This is a genomic window from Gilliamella apis, from assembly GCF_030758615.1.
Classification (GTDB): domain Bacteria; phylum Pseudomonadota; class Gammaproteobacteria; order Enterobacterales; family Orbaceae; genus Gilliamella; species Gilliamella apis_A.
In genome coordinates, this window is record NZ_CP132381.1 from 1974994 (window position 1) to 1989741 (window position 14748).

General features: G+C 32.6%; 17 protein-coding genes and 1 pseudogene. 7 read left to right on the plus strand and 11 right to left on the minus strand.

What is annotated here, in order from left to right:
- Positions 1–36: 36 nt before the first annotated feature.
- Together fabA and RAM17_RS09075 are read left to right on the plus strand one after the other, a co-directional pair.
- A complete protein-coding gene (fabA, locus tag RAM17_RS09070) occupies positions 37–558 on the plus strand; it encodes a bifunctional 3-hydroxydecanoyl-ACP dehydratase/trans-2-decenoyl-ACP isomerase (protein WP_065579250.1) in 522 nt (173 codons plus the stop codon).
- Positions 559–651: 93 nt separating this feature from the next.
- Positions 652–1134: a thermonuclease family protein gene (locus RAM17_RS09075; protein WP_110447557.1), complete on the plus strand. Its 483-nt coding sequence runs from the start codon at positions 652–654 to the stop codon at positions 1132–1134.
- A 417-nt stretch (positions 1135–1551) separates the two neighbouring features.
- Here the strand turns inward: RAM17_RS09075 and cspE are convergent, their stop codons facing one another.
- From cspE to RAM17_RS09100, 5 genes are all read right to left on the minus strand, one after another.
- A complete protein-coding gene (gene cspE / locus RAM17_RS09080) occupies positions 1552–1761 on the minus strand; it encodes a transcription antiterminator/RNA stability regulator CspE (RefSeq protein WP_065579252.1) in 210 nt (69 codons plus the stop codon).
- Between the two features lie 291 nt (positions 1762–2052).
- Positions 2053–2862: a pyrroline-5-carboxylate reductase gene (proC, locus tag RAM17_RS09085; protein WP_110447556.1), complete on the minus strand. Its 810-nt coding sequence runs from the start codon at positions 2860–2862 to the stop codon at positions 2053–2055.
- Between the two features lie 71 nt (positions 2863–2933).
- Entirely contained in the window at positions 2934–3488 is a 555-nt protein-coding gene (locus RAM17_RS09090) for a hypothetical protein (protein ID WP_110447555.1), read from the minus strand.
- 141 nt (positions 3489–3629) lie between these two features.
- Positions 3630–5039 (minus strand): hypothetical protein, encoded by a 1410-nt coding sequence (locus RAM17_RS09095; protein ID WP_110447554.1) that lies wholly within the window; start codon positions 5037–5039, stop codon positions 3630–3632.
- A gap of 464 nt (positions 5040–5503) precedes the next feature.
- Positions 5504–6448 (minus strand): type IV pilus twitching motility protein PilT, encoded by a 945-nt coding sequence (locus RAM17_RS09100; RefSeq protein ID WP_110447553.1) that lies wholly within the window; start codon positions 6446–6448, stop codon positions 5504–5506.
- Between the two features lie 36 nt (positions 6449–6484).
- On the opposite strand from RAM17_RS09100, the gene RAM17_RS09105 reads away from it, so the two are divergent.
- Positions 6485–7186, plus strand: coding sequence for a YggS family pyridoxal phosphate-dependent enzyme (locus RAM17_RS09105; RefSeq protein ID WP_110447552.1), 702 nt, complete (start codon positions 6485–6487; stop codon positions 7184–7186).
- 36 nt (positions 7187–7222) lie between these two features.
- Positions 7223–7780, plus strand: coding sequence for a YggT family protein (locus tag RAM17_RS09110; RefSeq protein ID WP_110447551.1), 558 nt, complete (start codon positions 7223–7225; stop codon positions 7778–7780).
- Between the two features lie 27 nt (positions 7781–7807).
- Here the strand turns inward: RAM17_RS09110 and RAM17_RS09115 are convergent, their stop codons facing one another.
- The 4 genes and pseudogenes from RAM17_RS09115 to corA all read right to left on the minus strand — a co-directional run bounded on the left by RAM17_RS09115 (position 7808) and on the right by corA (position 10597).
- Positions 7808–8230: a YcgN family cysteine cluster protein gene (locus RAM17_RS09115; RefSeq protein ID WP_086363791.1), complete on the minus strand. Its 423-nt coding sequence runs from the start codon at positions 8228–8230 to the stop codon at positions 7808–7810.
- Positions 8227–8475, minus strand: a complete 249-nt coding sequence (locus RAM17_RS09120) for a YcgL domain-containing protein (protein WP_086363790.1) — start codon at positions 8473–8475, stop codon at positions 8227–8229. Before RAM17_RS09120 ends, RAM17_RS09115 begins: the two co-directional genes overlap by 4 nt.
- A 22-nt stretch (positions 8476–8497) precedes the next feature.
- Positions 8498–9457 (minus strand): annotated as a pseudogene (locus RAM17_RS09125) (glucokinase).
- Between the two features lie 198 nt (positions 9458–9655).
- Positions 9656–10597, minus strand: a complete 942-nt coding sequence (gene corA / locus RAM17_RS09130; RefSeq protein WP_110447549.1) for a magnesium/cobalt transporter CorA — start codon at positions 10595–10597, stop codon at positions 9656–9658.
- Between the two features lie 216 nt (positions 10598–10813).
- Between corA and RAM17_RS09135 the strand changes: the two genes are divergently transcribed.
- On the plus strand, positions 10814–11329 hold the full coding sequence (locus RAM17_RS09135; RefSeq protein ID WP_110447548.1) for a single-stranded DNA-binding protein: 516 nt from the start codon (positions 10814–10816) through the stop codon (positions 11327–11329).
- A 101-nt stretch (positions 11330–11430) separates the two neighbouring features.
- On the opposite strand, the gene RAM17_RS09140 is transcribed toward RAM17_RS09135, so the two are convergent.
- Entirely contained in the window at positions 11431–12165 is a 735-nt protein-coding gene (locus tag RAM17_RS09140; RefSeq protein WP_220000043.1) for a helix-turn-helix domain-containing protein, read from the minus strand.
- Between the two features lie 175 nt (positions 12166–12340).
- On the opposite strand from RAM17_RS09140, the gene RAM17_RS09145 reads away from it, so the two are divergent.
- Entirely contained in the window at positions 12341–13237 is an 897-nt protein-coding gene (locus tag RAM17_RS09145; protein ID WP_110447547.1) for a DMT family transporter, read from the plus strand.
- Positions 13238–13348: 111 nt separating this feature from the next.
- A complete protein-coding gene (locus RAM17_RS09150; protein ID WP_133052222.1) occupies positions 13349–14011 on the plus strand; it encodes a MarC family NAAT transporter in 663 nt (220 codons plus the stop codon).
- A gap of 44 nt (positions 14012–14055) precedes the next feature.
- Here RAM17_RS09150 and RAM17_RS09155 read toward each other — a convergent pair whose 3' ends face one another.
- Complete coding sequence (locus RAM17_RS09155) at positions 14056–14748, minus strand: DUF2461 domain-containing protein (protein ID WP_110447545.1); 693 nt, start codon at positions 14746–14748, stop codon at positions 14056–14058.

Sequence of the window (14748 nt, forward strand, 5' to 3'; positions counted from 1 at the left end):
AATCAGGTAATGACAACAAAATAAAAGGTTTTTTTTATGACATTTGAACGTAAATCTTCGTATGATAAAGCAGATTTGATTAAATCAGGCAATAGTGAATTATTTGGTCATGATGGACCGCCATTACCTTCTGATTTAATGCTAATGATGGATCGTGTCATCGAAATGAACGAAGACGGTGGTAGTTTTGGTAAAGGCTATGTTGAAGCTGAATTAGATATTAACCCTGATTTATGGTTTTTTAAATGTCATTTCAAAAATGATCCAGTAATGCCTGGTTGTCTTGGCCTTGATGCATTATGGCAATTAGTTGGATTTTATCTAGGCTGGATCGGTGGTAAAGGTAAAGGTCGAGCACTTGGTGTTGGTGAATTAAAATTAAAAGGCCAAATATTACCTCATAATAAAAAAGTTACTTATAAAATTAATTTTAAACGCGTTATTAACCGTAAATTAATTATGGGTATCGGTGATGGCGAAGTTTATGTTGATGGTAAATTAATTTACGAAGCAACTGATCTTAAAGTTGGATTATTCAAAGATACTTCTGAATTTTAATTTCTGAAAATAGAACTCCTTGTTTAGTGTCAGTGATTAACTGAATATTGGCAGGGAGTATTTTTTTATTTGCTATTCTAAAGCTGGCCTATAATGTATTTTCTTCGCAAATTTTTACTCTCAATTGCATTATTCTTAACTGTAATTAGCCAAGTTCACGCTGATTTCAATGGTAAAGTGATTAAAGTTATTGATGGTGATACTGTAGATATACTCACCCCGAAAAAACAAAAAATTCGCGTTCGTTTGCTTGATATTGATGCACCAGAAAGCCAACAAGCATATGGTAAGGCTTCAAGAAAATACTTAGCCTCATTAATTGCCGGAAAAAATGTTTTTGTTCAAGAAAGTAATAAAGATATCTATCAACGTACATTAGGAACCATATACCTAGAACAAATCAATATTAACGCCAAAATGGTAGCAAATGGTTTTGCGTGGGCTTATCGCTATAAAGGCGTCGTCAATAATAACAATATGCTGAAACTTGAGTCAAAAGCCAAACAAAATAAAAAAGGGTTATGGAAAGATAAACGTCCGATAGCGCCATGGGAATTTCGTTATCGTAATAAATAATTTTAAATTTTTTTGCTAATAGCTTCCAATAGTTGCAATGTTTCTTCTAATTGCTAATAACCTTCTTCTTGACTCTCAACTAACTTCGTCGAAATACATTGTTTAACTGATTCTAAATTTAACTTATTCAAAGCCATTTGTCGGTAATTAACTTTATCATCAGATACTATACACTTAATCAAAATAAGTTTTACAATTTTCAATTAATTCATCCATACAGAGCGAAGAGAAACGAAACAAAGTCAAAAATAGGACTTATTTTTTTAGAATTTTTATTTCTAAATTAATAATTTTATAAAAATAAAATTTTATTTATGTTCTAGGGATAATCTGAGAATAAAGAATGGAATAAGGCAAGTTCTATAGTAGAAGAGAATCTTACCAGTAAAAATATTACTGGTAAGATTAAACAATCAGTTAGATGATTGTAACATCTGCAGCAGCTGGACCACGAGCACTATCTTGGATAGAAAATTCTACTTGTTGACCTTCGCCTAGAGTTTTAAAACCATCACCAGAAATTGCAGAGAAGTGAACAAACACATCTTTACTTCCGTCTGAAGGAGAAATAAAACCGAAACCTTTACTTTCATTGAACCATTTAACTTGACCAGTTTTTTTAGACATAATAATCTTCCTATAAATAAATTAATCTCTACCATAAAAGGCAATACTTAAAAACATAAAACCTAGACTACTTATTAACAAAGAGAAGACAAGACTGAAGAAAACTAATACAAACGTGATTAAAGTAAACTACAAACTGCATAAATCTAAATGTTACAAAATAAATCTGCATGTAATATGCTGGTGACTATTAACTCATAAAAAGATGATCAATACAAGCAATGTTTTTATTAATTTGCAAATATTCTTAACATGATTAGTAACCAATTGTTATTAATCATGTTAATTTTTTTATTTTTCTGCTAATTCTTTAGATTTTTTAATAGCAGCATCTACAGCCTCAATTATGGCAGATCTAAACCCTTTTGCCTCTAGCATTTGTACACCTTCAATTGTCGTACCGGCGGGTGAACAAACCATATCCTTTAACTCACCAGGATGCTTACCTGTTTCAAGTAGCAATTTTGCCGAGCCCAATACCGCCTGCGCGGCAAATTTATACGCTTGTTTTCTAGATAAACCACCTTTAACCGCTCCATCGGCAAGCGCTTCAATAAACATAAATACGAAAGCTGGTGAGGAACCACTCGCTCCCACTACGGCATCAATTAAATACTCAGGTACGACTTCTGTTTCACCGATACAATTTAATAATTTCTGCACAACAGCTAATTCTTCATCTGTAACTTCGGTATTAGGTGTTATTGAACACATTGCGGCATTGACTAATGCTGGAGTATTTGGCATTACTCTCACTATTTTTTGCTCATAACCAACACATTTCGCTATAGTTTTAATTGTTACACCAGCGGCAATGGAGATAACAATAGTATTCTTTTTTAATTCTTTTTGAATATCACTTAATACATCAGCAATAATGTTGGGTTTGACGGCTACAAACACAATATCCGATTCTCGTGCCACATCCCTTGCCGAAGTCAAGTTATTAATTGAATAAGACTGATTTAATGCTTGGCCTTTTTCAAGGTGAGGATCATAAACATAAATTTGCGTGCCAGGTACAATATTACTTACCAAAATACCCTGTAAAATAGCATTCCCCATATTACCTATACCGATAAAACCTATACGCTGTTCCATTTATTTACACCTCTATCAAAAAAGTCAGTTGGATAATTATAGTACATTTTTCAATAAATACTCAAAGTTTGCTATTTAGTTTTACCCGATAAATGTTTTTGAGAAAATGATCTAATATTTAATGCTAGCTCCGATAAAAAGTTATGATCAAAATTGGTTGGATACTTACCCTCTTTTCGCTTTAATAAATATACTATTTGTTCCGATGTTAATCTAAAGTTTTCACTTAATAACTCTATCCTATTGATTTTATGATTATTATATACGTTCTCATATTGAGAATATTGGCTATCTTTTACCATTTTAGCTTTTGCCTGATGAATATGATATAAACGCCAGTCTTGATAACAACTCATATCAAACTTTTTCGATAAAATATATCCCCAGTCAGTCTTTTTTACATCAGGAAAACGGTTTAAAACGCTATCTATTGGAAGCCCACAACTAATAATAAATTGGTTATTCATTTTTTTAATTTGTTTGACTTGTAATTTTAGTTTATGCTTTAGTAAATGGGTCACTATATACGCTGACTGATTATACATTCGACAAAATAGCCCACTATCCTTGATAAAGTATATCGCTAAAGATTGTTCTGTTAATTTAATTTTATCTTCAATATTCATTACTCATTATTTTCACTGTATATTTTTTAAGTAGATGACATGACGAACCTTACCGTGCTATGCACAATAAGGTTCGTTATGCATTTGTTACTAAATTCAACGCTTGGTGTGCTACGCACTACAAGCTTACTAACTGATATACTAATATGCATTTACACATGCAACTCTGACATTTGTATAAGTAGCAGGATAGGTATGAACAATACCACTACCGCCACCTAAATCACTTGGATCGACATAATATGGATTTCCATCAACATATACATCACTACTCCAATAGCCATGCCAATAAAGCCAATCACTATCTATATATTCACCTTCATCAGTATAAGTCATCCCCCATTCGTTAAAAATGCCACCAACCCATTGTGATTGAGTATTTTTATAACTAATGCGTCGTTGATATTCAAAATGATTAAAGTTAGGTATCCCTTCATGCCAGTCTGCACTATTACCATTGCTATAATCTCGAACACTAGGCAATCGATAGGCGCCTAACTGCTGACAATAAATTTTAGCAGTCTCAAAGGTTGTATTGACATCCCCTTTTTCTCTTGGTCCTTCAGAATTAGCGATATACCAACGAGATAGATTAAAACTATACAATAGCTGTTTTTTTGCATTATCGGCATAAATTTTAAATAATGATGGTGAAAATATTTTAGATGCCGATTTATGATTAGGGCCAAGTAATTTAATATTTAGTACATTATTACTTTTAGGTGTTAATAATAAAGAAACGCCATTTCCTGATATCGGCGAAATAGTTGTACCATTAACTAATATCACTTGTTGAGAAGTTACTCCCTCAAGTAATAGTTCAAAATCTAAACCATGTGAACCTGTAGTCGGAAAATTGCTATCAGGAATTCCAATATTTTGTCGTTTGAAACCTTTATTTGCATCCCATTGTTCAGGAGGACCTAAAAAAACTCCTGTACCATTTAAAATACTTGGTTTTGCATAACATGCTTTTGGTGAATTTGTAGAAATATAATAACTATGGCTACCTCCGATAAAAGTACCTTGATTAGGAATACCATAATTAGTAACTAAAATTCCATCATCTACGGTAATTGTTAATTTATAAGGAGATTTACAAGCATCTAAATCACTATTTGGGTTTGATTTGACAAACTCAGTTATATCCTCACCTAATGAGTTCTGCCATTTCACATTTAAATTGCCAGTAATAATATTCAATTCATCTCCATCATTATCCGCCCAAAAATTATTGGTGAATATTACATTAGACAACCCCACTGATGGGTATTTATCATGGGGCAAATAAGTATTAATATCGCTGAATATTGGAGAAACTTTATCTATAAATATAGGATTTGATGGTGTTGATCTATCTTCTGCAGAATTTATTACCTTATCCTCTGGTAATGTTATTGATATTAATGGCAAGACAGAATCCGTAGCGGTATCCCCTCCATCAAAACTAATATAAGGGCTACTACCATGTACCACATTAACAGTGTGAGAAGTCAAAGCAAATACAGCATCTATAGTTAATGAACTAAAAGATAATACAATAAATAACACAATTAAAAATTTTCGCTTATTAATAGTTCTTTTTTGAAATGTAAAACAAAATGTATAAATTTTGTTGCTTAATAAGCTAGATAATAAAAAACAGATGCTAGAATTAAATATAGAAAATAAACAATTATTAAATTTTGGAACTATCTTTTTTTGTAAAAATTGCAGGAATTCGATTAGAATTCTATAAAAAGAACAAGAAACTAAATTCGATGATGGATCATTAATGGCTGGCTGGCTGGCTGGCTGGCTGGCTGGCTGGCTGGCTGGCTGGCTGGCTGGCTGGCTGGCTGGCTGGCTGGCTGGCCTCTAAACAACTGTATTTTAACATATTTTCAGTCCTTTGTCATAATGTTAATTTTACGACTTGATCAAATTTTCATAATATAATCAAGTCTAAATTATAATTAAATTTGCAAAATCTGGCAAACTCAATTTGTTAATTTTTTTTAAGATTCTTAAAGTTATTATTTTTCTTCACTCATCACTTTCATTCCACTTTTTTGACCAGTCTGCATTAATGACAATATTTGCTTTATTTTTCCTTCACTAATTAAATTACTCACTGCAGGTGTATTGATAAGTACTTCAAATATCGCTTTACGAGTATCATTATATGAGATTAGTTTTTGACAGATAATTGCTTGTAAACTACTAGACAATTGTGTTCGAATTAACTCACGTGATCCGTATTCAAATACATCAATTATTCGATTAATCGTTTGAATTGCTGAATTAGTATGTAGAGTAGCAAAAACTAAATGCCCAGTTTCGGCAGCAGTTAATGCGGCTTGAATAGTGATTTTATTACGTAATTCACCTAACATAATAATATCCGGATCTTGTCTTAATAAGCTATCAATAACTTCACCAAAATGTGAGATTTCTCTTTGCTGGATTAGAGATTTTTCATTTTGATAAATAAACTCAATAGGATCTTCTAATGTGATAATATGTTTAGCTGCAACCTGATTAATATATTGAATTAAAGACGCTAATGTTGTTGATTTCCCACTACCAGTTGCACCAGTAACTAAAATAATTCCTGATTCTACATTTACCAGTTTTTTCAATATTTCTGGTGCCTCAATTTCACATAAAGTTGGGATTTGTTGGTTAATAATTCTAAATGCAGCTGAAATTCCACGTTGTTGATAGAAAATATTTACCCTAAATCTTCCCACATTCTTAAGATAATAAGCAAAATCAATCTGTTGATTTTGTTGTAAAGTTACTTTTTGCTCATCATCAAGTAGATTTAATAACTCAATTTTTAGCTTAATTGGTGATAATTTATCACTTGAGATAAATTTCAATTTTCCATTAATGCGAATGCACGGAGCTTCACCACTAGAAAGATGCAAATCAGAGGCTTTTTGCGTTAAACTAAAGGCCAACATTGAATTTAACATTATTTTTAATTAACCATTCTTTTATTGGGAATTCACATGAACACAGTACATGACAATTTAATAACAATTAAAAACAAAATTAACAAAATTGCTTTAGATTGCGATAGAGATCCCAAGTCAATCGAACTTATTGCAGTTAGTAAAACCAAACCTGTAGAATTAATCTCACAAGCGATAAATGCTGGTCAATTATCATTTGGGGAAAATTATGTTCAAGAAGGTGTTGAGAAGATTACACACTTTAAACATTGTATGCCTGATATCCCTGTTGTCTGGCATTTTATCGGCCCATTACAATCGAACAAAACTAAATTAGTGGCTGAAAATTTTGATTGGATGCATACCATTGATCGTTTCAAAATTGCCCAACGCCTTGATTCACAACGCCCAACAAATATGGACAAATTAAATGTCCTTATTCAGGTAAATATTAGCAATGAACAGACCAAATCCGGCGTTGCAATAGATGAGGTAGCTGATTTGATAAAACAAATTATTACATTACCTAATTTAAGATTACGTGGTTTAATGGCTATCCCTGAAATTGAAAATGATTTTGCGAAACAATTTGCTGTGTTTAAACAAATGAGTCAGCTTTTGGACTCTTTAAAAACTGATTATCCATTTTTAGATACATTATCTATGGGGATGTCTGGTGATATGCACGCTGCTATTGAGGCTGGAAGTACAATGGTTCGTATTGGCAGTGCAATTTTTGGTGCTAGACAATATGTATGATATATTGCTGAGCAAGTTATATTTTAGGAGTAATCAATGATATCGTTAATCTTCTTAGGAAGAGCTGTTTTAACTATTTGCTTATACGTCGTTATTCTACGGTTGTGGATGCAACAGGCAAGAGTCAACTTTTATAACCCATTTACCCAATTTATTGTGCGTATTACCCAACCGGTAATTGGTCCATTACGTAGATTAATGCCATCTATCAGACGTATTGATACAGCAACTTGGCTCATTTTTTATCTGTTTGCATTACTTAAAGTTATATTTATTTATCGTTTCGAGGGCATAGATGCACCGATTTGGAGCCCTTATTATCTTTTATTTGCTTTAGCTGCCATGGTGCATGCTTTTGGTCATTTATTATTTTGGTTATTATTCTTTAGAGCTATCTTAAGTTGGGTTAGTCGTGGTCAATCAGTCGCAGATGAATTACTTGCTCAATTGACAGAACCATTAGTTGCGCCAATTCGCCGGATTATTCCACCAATTGGCATGATTGATCTTTCATTTATGGTTGTTGTGTTTATATTGATGTTTTTGAATTTATTAGCAATCGATTTTCTCGGTAATTTGTGGCTAGCATTCTAAAAAATAAAAGAGAGCCTATGCTCTCTTTTAAATAATATGATCTTCCCAAAAAATAACATCCTTTTCATAAACAATTCTATTTTTAACTGATATTTTTAACTTATGCATTAATTTTTTATTACCGACAATCAGCGGATGCCATTCTGGTAATACTCCTGTTTCGGAAAAATAACGGTAAGTACAAGTTTCTGGTAACCATTCAATAGTCAGTAAATTTTCCCGTGTTAATTTTATACAATCAGGCTCATAATCAAAACGGGTATGATAATGCTTACATTGACAAGTATTTGAATCAAGCAAATTACAGGCAACATTAGTATATAGGATTTCGTCAGTATCTTCGTCCATTAATTTATTTAGACAGCACTGGCCACATCCATCACAAAGTTGTTCCCATTCATCATCACTCATCTGATCTAAGGTTTTATGTTCCCAAAAAGGTTCAATCATACTTTAAAATCATCTTCATTTAACATTTGTAAAAAAAATCCATCCTCTTTGATCTTTTCTTCAATTTCATTTGCTGTTCCAACAACAAAACGCCTTTTACCATCAAGCAATACTTTCATAACAAAGACAGGCGCACCAAAAATTGACATTATCTTTTCTGGTATATGTGAAAAATCATTTTCACGTTCCATATATAAATAACAGTTTTCTTTTTTGCTACTTCTATAGATATAACACCACATCATAAAATTACATCTTACCTCTCAATTATTTCAGGCTATTTTGTAAATAAGCACCAGCACCAAATAATCCCGGATCTTTATGCGTTATGACATAAACAGGAATTTTTTTAACTAAAAAAGACATACGACCTTTGTGTTCAAATGCTTCTCTAAATGGCGATGATTTAAAAAATTCGATGAATCGGGGAACAATGCCACCCGCAATATACACACCGCCTTGGGTATTAAGAGTTAAAGCCAAATTGCCACCAAATCGTCCCATAAAAGTACAGAAATAATTTAAAGTTGCTAAGCAGAGCGGACAACTATTAGACAATGCTTTATTAACGATTATATCTGGAGTGATATTTTCAATCGGTTGATTATTGATTTGTAACAAAGCTTGATAAATATTAACAATACCATTACCAGATAGAAATCTTTCTGAAGACACCCGACCAAATTTGTTACGTAACTGTTGTAAAATTCAATCTTCTTCTTCATTAATCATTGGTAATTCAGTGTGCCCACCTTCACCGGATAAACTAAGCCAATGTTCGTTTAATTTGATTAAATGTGAAACGCCTAAGCCCGTTCCTGCACCATAGATTGCTATTGGATAATTAAGATTAGCTTCACCACCACCAACTTTTACCACATCATTTGATGATAATCGAGGGATGGAATACGACACTGCAGTAAAATCATTGATAACTTCAAGCTTAGTTAAACTCAATTCTCTAATCAGTTCAGAGCGAGAAAATGACAAATTATTATTCGTCATTTCAATTAAATCACCTTCATTAATTGGACATGCTATAGCAATACAAGCCATCTCAATAGTTACAGATTGTGATGCTAAATAAGTCTTAATAAGATTGAGCAATACATCATCTTTTGAAATGAGGATTTTAGTTATCGCTGATAATTCATTACTATCTAAATTATAAAGTGCAAATCGGGCATTGGTTCCACCAATATCAGTAACTAGTGCATATTTACTCATGTGATTCCCTTTTAAAAATAAAATCTTTCTAGATAACCATTAATTTAATCAATTCAATTAATGCTATAACATAATGAGTAATATTATGGACTATTTAGATTGATTTAACTAGATTGCTTTAACTGAATTCACTAATGGAATTATTGCCGCTAATAAAATATTAGCGGCTAATATTTGAAATTTGGAGGAAATAACCAACTATAACCACTTTTTAACTTTAAAGTAAATGTAAGGGGCAACACCTGCTAGCAACATCAATAATAAGGATAAAGGATAGCCATATTCCCACTTCAATTCAGGCATGTTTTCAAAGTTCATTCCATAAGCCGATGCAACCACAGTTGGGGGTAGGAATACAACCGAAACAACTGAGAAAATTTTAATTATTCGGCTTTGCTCAATATTGATAAAACTGGTAGCCGCTTGCATCAAAAAGTTTACTTTTTGGAACAAAGATTCATTATGAGGTACCAATGATTCAATATCTCGTATTACCTCTCGTGCTTGCTCTAACTGATCTGTAGGCATCTTTGCTCGGCGCACTAAATAGTTAACCGCACGTTGACTATCCATCAAACAAAGCCGTACTTTCCACGCAGTATCTTCTAGTTCTGCTAAAGATGTAATAGCCTCATCATAATGTTCTTGAGCTGAGCGATCCATAATAATTAAGCTTAACTCTTCAAGCTCACTATAAATATTTTCAATCTGATCAGCTAATTGCTCAACTTTAACTTCAAATAAATCCAATAACACTTCGTATGGATTACCATCATTCATGCCTTGATAACGTGAACGCATTCGGTACAGACGGAAAGCTGGTAAATCACGTTCACGTAATGTAAACAAGCGACCATTGTGTACCGTAAATGCAACTGTTGAGTTACCGGCTCGGTCTTCCGCATCTTCATAAAAGAAGAACGAGTGAACATGTAGTCCTTCATTATCTTCGAAAAAACGGGCTGATGCCTCAATATCATCAAGTTCAATACTTGTCGCTAGATTTTGGCCTAAATTAGTCAAAATCACTTCACGATCAGCTTCTTCTGGTTCAATTAAGTCAATCCAGATCGCATTTTTAATATCGCCTTCATTAATTTTTACTAATTGTTTGTTTTTTAATCCAAACGCATTAATCATAAGGCCTCCAAGAGAAAAAATATTTAAGATATAACATCTACAAATGGCAGGCATTATACTCGTTATAGTAAAAAATTCCTATGATAAAGCGAATCTTTCTGTATTTTAAAATTTTGGATACTTAATTCCAAATTTAAATTAAATTCGGTGATGTTAATTAAGTCTCATGATACAATAATGCATATCAGATATTTATGTAATTGTTAGGAGTGTATAATGGCAAACCGAGGTATTAATAAAGTCATTTTAGTAGGTAATTTAGGTCAGGATCCAGAAATTCGTTACATGCCAAACGGTAACGCTGTCGCAAATTTTAGTGTTGCCACATCAGAATCTTGGAAAGATAAACAAACTGGTGAAAACAGAGATCGTACCGAATGGCATCGCGTTGTTGTATTTGGTAAATTAGCTGAAATTGCTGGCGAATATGTCAAAAAAGGTACTCAAGTTTACTTAGAAGGACAATTACAAACACGTAAATGGCAAGACCAAGCGGGTAATGATCGTTATACTACTGAAGTAGTGATAAATGCTGTAGGTGGCACATTACAGATTTTAGGCTCTCGATCTGGTGATAGTTTTAATGATGGCTCACAAAACTGGGGACAAAGTGCTAATAATACTTCGTCTGCTCCTAGTACACCACGTTCTTCAACAGCAAATGAACCAGCAGCTAGTCAACCAACTATGCCTGAACCACCAATGGACTTCGATGACGATATTCCATTTTAATGGTTATTTATTCAATTCTATATTACCTAGGCGTATAAATTACGCCTTTGTTCAATGCATATTCATACATGCTTTTATCAAATAATAACAATTTATTGTATTTAACTTTTCTTAAAACCTGTATTAGAACGGTAAAGATCAGGTGTAACTCCTGCGATATTTTTAAACATAGTAATAAAAGCGGATACTGAACTATAACCAACAGAAAATGCGATATCTTGAATCGATTTATCTTGTTCTAAAAGCGAGATACTATACAAAAATCGTAACCGTTGACGCCACATTCTAAATGACATACCTAATTTTTGTTGGCAACGTCTTGCAAGGGTTCGTTCGGTTGTAAATACTGTTTGAGCCCACTGTTCTAGAGTCTTATTATTAGCTGGGTCTAATTCTAACTCTTTTAAAATAGGAGCTAAATATTTATCGTTCGAACTTGGCAAATAGAATGTGAGGTTAGATTCTATTAAGAGCTGATCGATTAACACTTGTCCTAAACGAAGATCCTGTTCACTTTCTGGCTCCAGAATATTTCGCTCAAAGAATGAATCAATAATAGCATGGCTGATTTTATTTAAACCAAACAAACAAGTGTAATCAGGCATAATTTGGCAATTAGTTATATTAATTGTACGAAACCATGTTAATTCTTTGTTGTAACATGCGTGTTCGGTATATGGCGGAATCCATAATGCAAATCCTGAAGGAGCCAAATATCTTTGCCCTTGAACTTTCAAGACAAAAATACCTGACTTAACACATATAATTTGCCCCCAATTATGCTGATGAGAAGAATATTCAGTCTCTGCATTAAATGCTTCATCATGAAGAAACATAAATCTTTTAGATTCCTTATCATTCAAATTAGTTTAAAAAATTAAATTCATGGTAATTAAATAATATAAATATTGTCTTATAATAGCTCTTTTTGTCTGATTCTAGTGATATTTATAAATTAAGACAAGTTAAACTACATCGAATAACTTTTACTATTGTTTACATAAGAAATATATGGCTTATTTATACCCATTGATGGCAGTATTTATTTGGGCTGGCAATCAAGTTGTCAATAAATTATCTGTCGGCGCAATTGAACCTGAGGTTATCTCTTTCTACCGTTGGTTTTTAGCACTTATTCTATTAACCCCATTTTTTCTAAGAGGAATTATTAAGAACTTACCGCAAATCTTTCCTCAAGCTCTTAAATTAATGGTGCTTAGTTTATTAGGTATGGCTTTATATCAATGCCTTGCTTATTATGCAGCGGCAACAATTAGTGTGTTAACGATGGGGATCATTATGTCTATTATTCCTTTGTTAACTATCCTATTAAGCATATTCATTTTAAAAACACCACCAACTCAAGGGGTGCTAATTGGCAGTATTTTATCTTTTATTGGATTAATCTGGCTGATTAGTGGTGGTGAGCCAACTAGGCTTCTCGAACTTGGGATTGGTCAAGGTGAAATTTTAATGTTAATGGCTGCTCTGTCTTATGCACTTTATGGAGTATTAACCAAAAAATGGACAATGAAAATCACAAATTGGCACTCAGTCTATGTTCAAATTTTGTTTGGTACATTAATGTTATTGCCAGGCTTTTTAATGAGTAACAATTTAACTGTAAATTCTGACAATGTTTGGCTTGTTATTTATGCAGGTATACCGGCTTCAATTATTGCACCATTTGCTTGGATTATAGCTATAAAAAAATTAGGTGCAAATAAAACCGCCCTTTTCTTAAATTTAACACCGGTTATCACTGCAATAATTTCAATACTATTTTTGCATGAAACACTGTGTAGTTACCATTTAATTGGTGGCGGTATGTCATTTATCGGCGTTATATTAGCACAAAACTTAAAAGCACCATTGTTTAAAATCAAGACTTCAAATAAAGATTCATAACTAAACAGTACTGCACTAATATTTATTTAGTTTTCACCTAAGTTAATGTATCTTTTTTATAAATTTCATCTATACTTAATTAGAACTTTTATTACGATTTAGATTGATGTTATGTTGGAACTTATACAAACAGTCGGTTTTGGTTTAATTCTGTTTATTCCATTAACAAACCCGTTAACTACCGTTGTACTGCTATTAGGTCTATCTGGAGATATGACCAATGAGGAACGTAATTACCAGTCGAAAATGACTTGTATTTATGTTTTCATCATCATGATTGTTTCATTTTATTGTGGACAATTGGTCATGAGCACATTCGGTATATCTATCCCTGGTTTACGAATCGCTGGTGGTATGATTGTTGGCATTATCGGTTTTAGAATGCTTTTTCCTCAACAACCCTCGCATAAAACATTAGAAGCAGATGCAAAAAAGAAAGAAGTTTCCAATAATATCGCTTTTGTTCCACTTGCAATGCCAAGTACTGCTGGACCGGGAACAATTGCTATGATAATCAGTATGGCTTCCACTGTAAAAAGTGGTGGATATAATGTATCGACTTGGGTTGTTTATACTTCATCAATACTTGTCCCTTTATTATTATGTATTATTTTATGGTTCTGTATGCGTAGTGCTGGTAGCATAATGCGCTTTATGGGTAAAAGTGGTATAGAAGCCACATCAAGAATAATGGGCTTTTTACTGGTCTGTGTTGGTACACAATTTATTATAAATGGCGTTAAAGAATTAATATTAAACTTCCCAAATATTTGAAAAAGGCTATTTTTTTATTACAATTTTTTTATCTTATTGATTAACTATAGATTTGGGATATTTTTTATCATTTCTACTCGCATCAAATAATCATATAGAGGTAAAAGTTGTTTAAAACCTTTAGCAAGTTTATTCGGTAAATCACCATTTAGAACATCTTCAATATGATTATTGGTTACCATTACAGCAATGTTCTTTCGATTGTACCATGTCGATAATTTTTCATCTTGATCTTTGATTAATGGTCTTTTATACATTTCCCCTACTAATTCAAATGGTTTTTTAACACAATTAATTACCGCCAAAAATTTAGAGGGGTCATTTAGTATTTCTTCTCTAAAGATATCCATAGTAGATTTTGAAGCACAATAATAACCTAAACCATATCTATAGCTATCTGGACCAATTTCAAAAAAATAGGCTGGAGCTTCTTTCCAATCACGATTAGGGCGTTTAAACGTCAACCATAAACGACTACGGTATAATGACTTATCTTTAGAGAATCGCGTATCACGATGAATTCGTGAAATTGTTTTACCTATAGCTGGACGCGTTTCAAACCATTCATCAATTTTAAGCATGGTTGGTGTTAGTTGCTCAACCAATAATCGAAAAGGTTTGATCAAATCATTGTCATAAATTGATCTATGCTCTTCAAACCAAACTCTACTATTGTTAATCCAAGCATCTTGTAAAAAATTTAACCCTTCTTGAGTAAAGCCAGTAAAATTTGCCAT

Coding starts and splice junctions, on each gene's coding strand:
- RAM17_RS09110 (WP_110447551.1), top strand. CDS start 7,223: ATGATATCGTTAATCTTCTTAGGAAGAGCTGTTTTAACTATTTGCTTA.
- RAM17_RS09090 (WP_110447555.1), bottom strand. CDS start 3,488: ATGAATATTGAAGATAAAATTAAATTAACAGAACAATCTTTAGCGATA.
- RAM17_RS09155 (WP_110447545.1), bottom strand. CDS start 14,748: ATGGCAAATTTTACTGGCTTTACTCAAGAAGGGTTAAATTTTTTACAA.
- RAM17_RS09115 (WP_086363791.1), bottom strand. CDS start 8,230: ATGATTGAACCTTTTTGGGAACATAAAACCTTAGATCAGATGAGTGAT.
- RAM17_RS09105 (WP_110447552.1), top strand. CDS start 6,485: ATGAACACAGTACATGACAATTTAATAACAATTAAAAACAAAATTAAC.
- cspE (WP_065579252.1), bottom strand. CDS start 1,761: ATGTCTAAAAAAACTGGTCAAGTTAAATGGTTCAATGAAAGTAAAGGT.
- RAM17_RS09135 (WP_110447548.1), top strand. CDS start 10,814: ATGGCAAACCGAGGTATTAATAAAGTCATTTTAGTAGGTAATTTAGGT.
- corA (WP_110447549.1), bottom strand. CDS start 10,597: ATGATTAATGCGTTTGGATTAAAAAACAAACAATTAGTAAAAATTAAT.
- RAM17_RS09100 (WP_110447553.1), bottom strand. CDS start 6,448: ATGTTAAATTCAATGTTGGCCTTTAGTTTAACGCAAAAAGCCTCTGAT.
- RAM17_RS09120 (WP_086363790.1), bottom strand. CDS start 8,475: ATGATGTGGTGTTATATCTATAGAAGTAGCAAAAAAGAAAACTGTTAT.
- RAM17_RS09075 (WP_110447557.1), top strand. CDS start 652: ATGTATTTTCTTCGCAAATTTTTACTCTCAATTGCATTATTCTTAACT.
- RAM17_RS09145 (WP_110447547.1), top strand. CDS start 12,341: ATGGCTTATTTATACCCATTGATGGCAGTATTTATTTGGGCTGGCAAT.
- RAM17_RS09140 (WP_220000043.1), bottom strand. CDS start 12,165: ATGTTTCTTCATGATGAAGCATTTAATGCAGAGACTGAATATTCTTCT.
- RAM17_RS09150 (WP_133052222.1), top strand. CDS start 13,349: ATGTTGGAACTTATACAAACAGTCGGTTTTGGTTTAATTCTGTTTATT.
- proC (WP_110447556.1), bottom strand. CDS start 2,862: ATGGAACAGCGTATAGGTTTTATCGGTATAGGTAATATGGGGAATGCT.
- fabA (WP_065579250.1), top strand. CDS start 37: ATGACATTTGAACGTAAATCTTCGTATGATAAAGCAGATTTGATTAAA.